The following is a 9,925-nucleotide window of genomic DNA, read 5'->3' as shown; positions in this document are numbered from 1 at the left end:
TGGTGCGCCCGAGAGGATTCGAACCTCTGACCACCTGGTTCGTAGCCAGGTACTCTATCCAGCTGAGCTACGGGCGCAAATGGCGGAGAAGGGGGGATTCGAACCCCCGATGCGGGTATAAGCCGCATACTCCCTTAGCAGGGGAGCGCCTTCAGCCTCTCGGCCACCTCTCCGTTTGCGGGGCTGATAATACTTCACAGGGATTTTTAGTCAAACACTTTTTTGGAGAAAAAAGTGCGTTCGCTCAGCATTTGGTCAAAGCGTGGAATATTCAAACAATATCGGCACTTATCCCGCAGTTTCGCGCCCTGCAGGGCAATTTCAGGGGGCCGGAAAAACAAAAGGCGACACATGAGGTGTCGCCTTGTCACAGCCATGAAAGTGGCTTAGAAGCCCGGTTGGCCCGGAACTTTCTCGGCCTGGATGCGCTGGTAGATCTCTTCGCGGTGTACGGAGACCTCTTTCGGCGCGTTAACACCGATACGGACCTGGTTGCCTTTAACGCCCAGTACGGTGACAGTTACTTCATCACCAATCATCAGGGTTTCCCCAACACGACGAGTCAAAATAAGCATTCGCTTGCTCCTGTATCCTGTTTTGTTTTTATATCGATATGCGACATTATCTAACAAAGATACCGATATGGTAAATGGTTGAAACTAAATCAATCAGAGATTGTTAGCCCAAGGGCTGCTCTTGCGGTGCCTGATCCAACCCGAAAGCCGCGTGCAGGGCTCGCACCGCCAACTCCAGATACTTCTCGTCAATCACCACAGAGATTTTGATTTCAGAGGTCGAGATCAACTGCATGTTGATCCCCTCCTCGCCCAATACCTTGAACATGGTGCGCGCAACACCGGGATGGTTCCACATGCCGACACCGACAATGGAAACCTTGGCAATTTCGCCATTTCCCTGCACGCAGGAGGCGCCAAGTTCGGTGGCGGTCTCCTCCAGCAGTGCCCGGGCGCGGCGATAGTCGTCACGATTCACCGTGAAGGTGAAGTCGGCGGTGCCATCTCCCAGGGTGTTCTGCACAATCATGTCGACATCAATGTTGGCGTCGCTGATCGGATTCAGGATCTGCGCGGCAACGGTTGGTCTGTCCGGCACGCCCAGAATGGTCAGGCTGGCCTCGTTGCGGTTAAAAGCGATCCCGGATACCAGGGGAGCTTCCATCCTATCACCTCCATATGTGATTAAGGTTCCCTCTCCATCGATAAAGCTCGACAGCACCCGCAGCGGGACGCGGTACTTGCCCGCGAACTCCACCGAACGGATCTGCAGAACCTTGGCGCCGAGACTGGCCATCTCCAGCATCTCCTCGAAGGTGATGGTGTCGAGACGACGCGCCTTGGGTTCGATGCGCGGATCCGTGGTGTATACCCCATCCACATCGGTAAAGATCTGGCACTCATCGGCCTTGATGGCCGCCGCCACGGCAACCGCCGTGGTATCCGAACCGCCGCGGCCCAGAGTCGTGATGGCGTTATGCTCGTCACGGCCCTGGAAACCGGCGATCACCACCACCTTGCCCGCAGCCAGTTCGGCATGAACCAGCTCAGTGTCGATGTGGGTGATGCGCGCCTTGCCATAGGCGGAATCGGTGTGAATCCGTACCTGATCACCGGTCATCGAGACCGCAGGACAACCGCGTTTGTTCAACGCGATGGCCAGCAGCGCTATGGTGACCTGCTCACCGGTGGAGACCAGTACATCCATCTCCCGCCGGTTGGCATCAGGATCCAGCTGCTGGGCCATGCCCAGCAGCCGGTTGGTTTCGCCCGACATGGCGGAGACAACCACCACCACGTCGTGTCCCTGGGCGCGGGTCTGCTCGACCCGCTCAGCTACCGCCTCGATCCGCTCCAGTGTGCCGACCGAGGTGCCGCCGTACTTCTGTACATAGAGTGCCACAGATCACCTCGCCCAATTACAGGCGCTCTTCCAGCCAGGAGTGAACGGATTGCAGTGCTGCCGGCACCGCCTCAGGCTGGGTGCCACCCGCCTGTGCCATGTCCGGACGGCCACCGCCCTTGCCACCCACCTGCTGGGCAACCAGATTGACCAGCTCACCGGCCTTGACCTTGCCGGTCAGGTCGTTGGTGACGCCCGCGATCAGGTTGACCTTGCCATCGGCACAGGTGGCCAGCAGCACAACACCGGACTTCATCTGGTTCTTCAGCTCGTCCAGCATGCCGCGCAGGGATTTCGGATCGGCCCCTTCCAGCGCTGCAACCAGCACCTTCTGACCGTTGATCTCGATCACCTGACCCAGCAGGTCGTTACCGGCCTGAGCAGCCAGCTTGGCCTTGAGCTGCTCCAGCTCGCGCTCCATCATCTTGGCCTTGTCCAGCATCTGGCGAACCTTGTCGGCGATGCAGAACTGATCACCTTTCACCAGTGCGGCAGCCTCTTCGATCTGCTCGCCGACCTGATGCATGAAGTCGATGGCCGCTTTGCCGGTCACCGCTTCGATACGGCGCACGCCAGCTGCGATACCGCTCTCGGCGATGATCTTGAAGAAGCCGATATCACCGGTGCGCTTGGCGTGAGTACCGCCGCACAGCTCGGTGGAGTAGTCGCCCATGCGCACCACGCGCACGTCGTCTTCATATTTTTCACCAAACAGCGCCATGGCACCGGCGGACTTGGCCGCTTCCAGATCCATCAGCTGGGTGGTGATTTCGTGGTTGGCGCGGATCTGGTTGTTGACCAGCTCCTCGACCCGGCGAATGGTCGCCATGGTCAACCCCTCGAAGTGGGAGAAGTCGAAGCGCATGCGCTCCGCACCAACCAGAGAACCTTTCTGGGTGACATGCTCGCCCAGTGCCTGACGCAGGGCAGCGTGCAGCAGGTGAGTCACGGAGTGGTTCAGGGCGATGGCCTGGCGACGATCGCCATCAACCACGGCTTCCACTTCGGCGCCCTTCTCCAGGGTGCCCAGCTCCATATAACCCTTGTGGATGATCGCCTTGCCAGCTTTGACGGTATCGGTCACGGCGAAGATGCCGTCGTCCACTTTCAGGGTACCGCTGTCGCCAATCTGGCCGCCGGATTCGGCGTAGAAGGGGGTTTCTTCCAGCACGATGACCGCTTCGTCACCGGCGATAAGACCGCTCACCTCTTCCACACCCTTGTAGATACCGACCACGCGAGTGCGCTCGGTCAGGGTCTTGTAACCGGTGAAGGGGGTCTCGAAGTCGAGCTTGAGCATCTCGTTGTAGTTCACGCCGAAGCTGGAGGCCTCTTTGGCGCGAGCACGCTGCTTCTCCATCTCGGCCTTGAAGCCCTCTTCGTCGATGCCGATCTCGCGCTCGCGCACCACGTCGGCAGTCAGGTCGGCTGGGAAGCCGTAAGTGTCATAGAGCTTGAACACCACTTCGCCCGGAATAACCTTGGCATCGCCCAGGTTGGCCAGAGCGTCTTCCAGCAGCAGCAGACCGCGATCCAGAGTGCGGACGAACTGCTCCTCTTCGATGCGCAGCACGCGCTCGACCAGCGGCAGCTGGGCGATCAGCTCGGCAGCGACGTCTTTCATCTGCACCGCCAGCTCGGCAGCCAGTTTGTAGAAGAAGACATCGGTAGCGCCCAGCTTGCGACCGTGACGCACGGCGCGGCGGATGATGCGACGCAACACATAGCCACGACCTTCGTTGGACGGCATCACGCCATCTGCCACTAGGAAGGCGCAGGAGCGGATGTGGTCAGCGATGACGCGCAGGGACTGGTTGCTCAGATCGGTGGTGCCGACAATCTCGGCCGCTTTCTTGATCAGCGCCTGGAAGATGTCGATTTCATAGTTGGAGTGGACACCCTGCATGATGGCGGAGATACGCTCCAGACCCATGCCGGTATCCACGGACGGACGGGGCAGCGGCTCCATGGTGCCGTCAGCCTGACGGTTGAACTGCATGAACACCACGTTCCAGATCTCGATGAAACGGTCGCCATCCTCTTCCGGTGAGCCGGGACGGCCACCCCAGATGTGATCGCCGTGGTCGTAGAAGATCTCGGTGCAGGGACCGCACGGACCGGTATCGCCCATCGCCCAGAAGTTGTCGGAAGCGTACGGTGCCCCCTTGTTGTCACCGATGCGTACGATGCGATCGGCCGGCACACCGACCTCTTTTTCCCAGATGTCGAAAGCTTCATCGTCAGTCGCGTAGACGGTCACCAGCAGGCGCTCTTTCGGCAGCTGCAGCACCTCGGTCAGGAAACCCCATGCAAACTTGATGGCATCCTGTTTGAAGTAGTCGCCGAAGCTGAAGTTGCCCAGCATTTCGAAGAAGGTGTGGTGACGAGCGGTATAGCCGACGTTTTCCAGATCGTTGTGCTTACCACCGGCACGCACGCAACGCTGGGAAGTCGTCGCGCGATTGTAGGCACGCTTGTCTGCGCCAAGGAACACGTCCTTGAACTGGTTCATACCCGCGTTGGTAAACAACAGGGTCGGGTCGTTATGCGGTACCAGCGAGCTGGAGGAGACAACCTGGTGCCCCTGGGAACGGAAATACTCGAGAAACGCAGCGCGAATCTCTGACGTGGACATATACATGGAAAATCCTGCTTGATTCGAATACGGACTTTTAACCGCATTAATGTAAGTTTTCTGCGGGGTAAAGTAAAACGGACAGGGCCGCCACGGGCGAAAAAGCGCACATAAACGGGCCAGAAAAGAGCGCCACTGCTCACAGTGGCTTTTTTCACTGTCGAGAGGCAAAAAAGCAGCGCATAAAGAGAGATGAGATGAACAAAAGGCTGCTTTTTCGGGATTGTGCGCGCAAGCTACTGAGCCGGCAGGAAAAACATACAAAAAGGAGAGCTGAAACGACTGTTGCCACGCAGTGGCGTTACTCTTCCCGCTCCTGCAGGGCAGAGATAGCGTAATGTGCCTGATCCTGGGTAAAGCCGCGCCCCAGCAGATATTTGAGCCACTTCATTCGCAGCTTGAAATCGGCCAGATCGGCCACCCGGGCGCGCCGTTCGAGCAGGGCAAACGCCAGTTCGAACCAGTCCAGCTCCGGCTGATCGAATGCGGCATCAATCTGCATATCGTCGAGCCCCTTGCGGCGCAGATCGAAACGGATCTTGATGGGGCCATGGCCCTTGGCGGCACCGGCCCGTACAGCCATACCGCCGTAACGTTCGTCATTGACCCAGTTGTAACCGCGGCAGTAGTCGACCACCGCCTCGATCACCTCTTCATTGAAGCCCTGCTGGCGCAGCCGGTTGGCCAGCTCTGACTCGGCACTCTCGCGACGGGCCAGACTGCGCATGGCATAAGCACGGGCAGCGGCCAGCTGCTCGGCAAAGGTCGGTTCGGCAGGCTCGAGCGATTCGGTAACGGATTCATCAACCATCATAAATAACAAGGCCGGGTATCTACCCGGCCTTCCTTTGTTCCTTATTCGAACTCTTGTTCGCTTTCGGCATCGAACTCTTCTGCCTCAACCGGTGCAGCCTTGTCATCGACTGGCACGGCACCGGAGAGCAGCAGCTCGCGCAGACGAGCCTCCACTTCACCAGCCATCACCTTGTTCTCGGCGAACAGCTTCATCACGTTGGCCTTGCCCTGACCGATCTTCTCGCCGTTGTAGCTGTACCAGGCGCCGGCCTTGTCGATCAGCTTGTGCTTGACACCGAGATCCACCAGCTCGCCCTCTTTGGAGATACCGGCACCGTAGAAGATCTGGAATTCAGCCTGCTTGAAGGGCGGGGCCACCTTGTTCTTGACCACTTTGACGCGGGTCTCGTTACCGACCACTTCGTCGCCTTCCTTGATGGCGCCGATACGACGGATATCCAGACGCACGGAGGCGTAGAACTTGAGCGCGTTACCACCTGTGGTGGTCTCCGGGCTACCGAACATGACGCCGATCTTCATCCGGATCTGGTTGATGAAGATGCACAGGCAGTTGGCGTTCTTGATGTTGGCGGTCAGTTTGCGCAGCGCCTGGGACATCAGACGGGCCTGCAGACCAACGTGGGAGTCACCCATCTCCCCTTCGATTTCCGCTTTCGGGGTCAGGGCCGCCACGGAGTCGACGATGATAACGTCAACCGCATTGGAGCGAACCAGCATGTCGCAGATCTCCAGCGCCTGTTCACCGGTATCCGGCTGAGAGATGAGCAAGTCGTCGACGTTGACGCCCAGCTTGGCAGCATAGATAGGGTCGAGGGCGTGTTCCGCATCGACGAAGGCACAGGTTTTGCCCTTCTTCTGGGCTTCCGCGATCACCTGCAGGGTGAGTGTGGTTTTACCGGAAGATTCCGGGCCGTAGATTTCGACGATACGGCCACACGGCAGACCGCCAATGCCCAGCGCCACGTCCAGCGAGAGGGAACCGGTGGAGATGGCTTCGATATCCATGGTCTTGCTGTCGCCCAGACGCATGATGGAACCTTTGCCGAACTGCTTTTCAATCTGACCCAGCGCAGCCGCCAGTGCCTTCTGTTTGTTCTGATCCATGCCAATCTCCGCTGGAAATCGTGAGTAAGAAGTGAAGTTGGGCTAAGTATACTGTCTATTCATACAGTATCAAGCCCAATTTATCTGAGCAGGGCCAACAGACCCGACAAGGCCTGTCTCACCGCCTGCTGGCGCACCTGTCGGCGATCCCCGTCGAAGCGGGCGAGCAGGGAGTGGTGACGACCGTTGCGGTCGGCCCAGGCGAACCAGACGGTGCCGACCGGCTTGCCCTCGGTGGCACCGCCGGGGCCGGCGATGCCGCTGATAGCAACGCTGATGGAGGCAGACGAGTGAGCCAGCGCGCCGCGGGCCATCTCCAGCACCACAGCCTCGCTCACTGCACCGTGCTGATCCAGGCTCTCGCTGCTCACCCCCAACATCTGCTGCTTGGCCTCGTTGGTGTAGGTGACAAAACCACGATCGAACCAGCCGGAGCTACCTGCGATGTCGGTAATAGCCGTAGCCACCCCGCCGCCGGTACAGGATTCGGCGGTCGCAGCCAGCCAGCCCCGCTGACCGAGGGCCCGTCCCAGCTCGATGGCAAGGTGCTCTATCTCTGCATCCAGTTTCATCACGACTCCTTCTGATCCGCTCAAGAGGCACATTATGCGATCCCGCTAGCGCCGCCCGCAACCACGGCAGACCGCCCTTGCCTGCCGCAATGTGAGGTGCCGCACCGGCGTCATGCCTTCAATAGCGCAGAGCAGCTGCGCCCGGAACACCCGCTCCCCCGCCGCGGCGCTTATGTGTAGAATGGCGTCATCAAGCTCAAGGCTCATCACCGCAGACACTGGCCCGCAGAGGCCCCTTCTGGAACAGAACATGACCGCACAACACCAAGCCAGCGGCGCCACAAGCTCCGCTCCCGGCGCCAATCTGAGCGCCCACACGCCCATGATGCAGCAGTACCTTGGCCTCAAGGCCGAGAACCCGGAGATCCTGCTGTTCTACCGGATGGGCGACTTCTACGAGCTGTTCTATGACGATGCCCGCAAGGCCTCCCAACTGCTCGATATCTCCCTGACCAAACGTGGCCAGTCGGCGGGCAGCCCCATCCCGATGGCGGGGGTGCCCTATCACGCCATCGAGGGTTATCTGGCCAAGCTGGTACAGCTCGGCGAGTCGGCCGCCATCTGCGAACAGGTGGGGGATCCCGCCACCAGCAAGGGGCCGGTGGAACGCAAGGTTATTCGCATCATCACCCCGGGGACCGTCTCCGACGAGGCTTTGCTCAGCGAGCGACAGGACAACCTGATCGCCGCCGTCTATCACGATGGCCGCCGCTTCGGCTATGGCACCATGGACATCGGCTCCGGCCGCTTCTTCATCAACCAGTTCGAGAAAGAAGAGACCCTGCTGGCTGAGCTGCAGCGCACCAATCCGGCCGAGCTGCTCTACCCGGAATCCTTCGAGTTCCTGCACCATATCGAGGGTCGCCGCGGCCTGCGTCGTCGCCCGGAGTGGGAGTTTGAGCTGGGCACCGCACGCAAGCTGCTCTGCCAGCAGTTCGGCACCCAGGATCTGGTGGGATTTGGCGTCGACAAAAGCGAGACCGCCCTGTGCGCCGCTGGCTGCCTGATGCAGTACGTCAAGGATACCCAGCGCACCGCCCTGCCCCACATCCGCAACGTACGCCTTGAACAGCCGGATCATGCGGTCATCATGGATGCCGCCACCCGCCGCAATCTGGAGCTGACCCAGAATCTGGCCGGTGGCTATGAAAATACCCTGGCCGAGGTGCTGGATCGCACCGCCACTCCCATGGGCAGCCGGCTGCTCAAGCGCTGGATCCACCAGCCGATCCGCGATCGGGTGATCCTGAAAGGTCGCCAGAGCACCATCCATACGCTTATCGAGCAGAACCTCTACGACGAGCTGGGCGGTCTGCTTCGCCAAGTCGGCGATGTAGAACGGGTACTGGCCCGTCTCGCCCTGCGCTCGGCCCGCCCGCGCGACCTCACCCGGCTGCGGCAGGCTTTTGCCCAGCTGCCCGAGCTACAGCGCCTGCTGGCGGACAACGAACACGAAGCGGTGCAACAGCTGGCCGAGCGGGCCAGCACCTTCCCCGAGCTGCTCGACCTGCTGGAACGCGCGGTGATGGAGGTGCCGCCGGTGCTGATCCGCGATGGCGGTGTTATCCGTGACGGCTTCAATCAGGAGCTGGACGAGCTGCGGGATCTTGCCAACGGCGCTACCGCCAGCCTCGCCCGCATCGAGGAGCGGGAGAAGCTGCTGACCGGCATCAACACCCTCAAGGTGGGTTACAACAAGGTGCACGGCTTCTATATCGAGGTGAGCCGCGCCAACAGCCATCTGGTGCCGGCCCACTACATCCGCCGCCAGACCCTCAAGAACAACGAACGCTACATCATCGATGAGCTGAAGAAGTACGAGGACAAGGTGCTCACCGCCCAGTCCCAGGCGCTGGCGCTGGAGAAACGGCTTTACGAAGAGCTGCTCGATACTCTGCTGCCCCACCTCGGCGATCTGCAGGATTCCGCCGCCGCACTGGCGGAGCTGGACGTGCTGGCCAATCTGGCCGAGCGGGCCGAGACCCTCGACTATCGCTGCCCGACCCTCATCGACGAAGATCAGATCATCATCGAGGCGGGCCGCCATCCGGTGGTTGAGCAGGTGATGACAGATCCCTTTATCGCCAACCCTATCCGGCTGGAGCGGGAGCGGCGGATGCTGATCATCACAGGCCCCAACATGGGCGGTAAATCGACCTATATGCGCCAGACCGCGCTCATCGTGCTGCTGGCTCATATCGGTGCCTTCGTGCCCGCCGACAACGCCCGCATCGGCCCCATCGACCGCATCTTCACCCGCATCGGAGCGTCGGATGATCTGGCATCGGGAAGATCCACCTTTATGGTGGAGATGACCGAGACCGCCAATATCCTCAACAACGCCACCGCCCGCAGTCTGGTGCTGATGGACGAGATTGGCCGCGGCACCAGCACCTACGACGGCCTCTCGCTGGCGTGGGCCTGTGCCGAACAGCTGGCGAGCAAGATTGGCGCCTACACCCTGTTTGCCACCCACTACTTCGAGCTGACCCGCTTGCCGGAGCTGATGAGCGGGCTGGCCAACGTCCATCTCGATGCGGTGGAACACGGCGACACCATCGCCTTTATGCACGCGGTGCAGGAAGGCGCGGCCAGCCGCTCCTACGGCCTGCAAGTAGCGGCACTGGCGGGGGTACCCAAATCGGTGATCCAGCAGGCCCGTCACAAACTGCATGAGCTGGAGAGCGCCACTCCGGCCGCCGCCGGTGAAAGCCGCCCGGCTCCGGTGACCCTCGCCCCGCAGCCTCATCCGGTGGTGGAAGAGCTGGAAGCAGTGCGCCCGGACGAGCTCACCCCGCGCCAGGCACTGGACCTGCTCTATCGCCTCAAGCAGATGCTGTGAACAACCGCTGCGGCTCAGGTATGAAACAACTGGCCTGAC

The 9,925-nt window shown here is 60.5% G+C and carries 7 protein-coding genes and 2 tRNA genes; 1 reads left to right on the top strand and 8 read right to left on the bottom strand.

Annotation, left to right across the window (positions count from 1 at the left end; translation table 11 throughout):
* From G5306_RS11165 to pncC, 8 genes are all read right to left on the bottom strand, one after another.
* A tRNA-Arg gene (locus G5306_RS11165) sits at positions 1-77 on the bottom strand.
* Between the two features lie 3 nt (positions 78-80).
* Positions 81-173 (bottom strand) — tRNA-Ser (locus tag G5306_RS11160).
* 213 nt (positions 174-386) lie between these two features.
* Entirely contained in the window at positions 387-575 is a 189-nt protein-coding gene (csrA, locus tag G5306_RS11155) for a carbon storage regulator CsrA (RefSeq protein ID WP_005336053.1), read from the bottom strand.
* Between the two features lie 103 nt (positions 576-678).
* Positions 679-1,917, bottom strand: a complete 1,239-nt coding sequence (locus G5306_RS11150) for an aspartate kinase (RefSeq protein ID WP_005336054.1) — start codon at positions 1,915-1,917, stop codon at positions 679-681.
* A 16-nt stretch (positions 1,918-1,933) separates the two neighbouring features.
* Entirely contained in the window at positions 1,934-4,558 is a 2,625-nt protein-coding gene (alaS, locus tag G5306_RS11145; RefSeq protein ID WP_421312874.1) for an alanine--tRNA ligase, read from the bottom strand.
* 295 nt (positions 4,559-4,853) lie between these two features.
* Complete coding sequence (locus G5306_RS11140) at positions 4,854-5,363, bottom strand: regulatory protein RecX (RefSeq protein WP_421312881.1); 510 nt, start codon at positions 5,361-5,363, stop codon at positions 4,854-4,856.
* A gap of 44 nt (positions 5,364-5,407) precedes the next feature.
* Positions 5,408-6,472 (bottom strand): recombinase RecA, encoded by a 1,065-nt coding sequence (gene recA / locus G5306_RS11135; protein WP_040068994.1) that lies wholly within the window; start codon positions 6,470-6,472, stop codon positions 5,408-5,410.
* An 80-nt stretch (positions 6,473-6,552) separates the two neighbouring features.
* Complete coding sequence (gene pncC / locus G5306_RS11130) at positions 6,553-7,044, bottom strand: nicotinamide-nucleotide amidase (protein ID WP_064338870.1); 492 nt, start codon at positions 7,042-7,044, stop codon at positions 6,553-6,555.
* A 250-nt stretch (positions 7,045-7,294) separates the two neighbouring features.
* Here pncC and mutS point away from each other — a divergent pair, with 250 nt between their 5' ends.
* Positions 7,295-9,886 (top strand): DNA mismatch repair protein MutS, encoded by a 2,592-nt coding sequence (gene mutS / locus G5306_RS11125; protein WP_421312873.1) that lies wholly within the window; start codon positions 7,295-7,297, stop codon positions 9,884-9,886.
* Positions 9,887-9,925 lie beyond the last annotated feature (39 nt).

Source organism: Aeromonas sp. 603404 (assembly GCF_049171775.1).
Classification (GTDB): domain Bacteria; phylum Pseudomonadota; class Gammaproteobacteria; order Enterobacterales; family Aeromonadaceae; genus Aeromonas; species Aeromonas veronii_A.
This window is presented reverse-complemented; position numbering and strand designations above follow the sequence as displayed.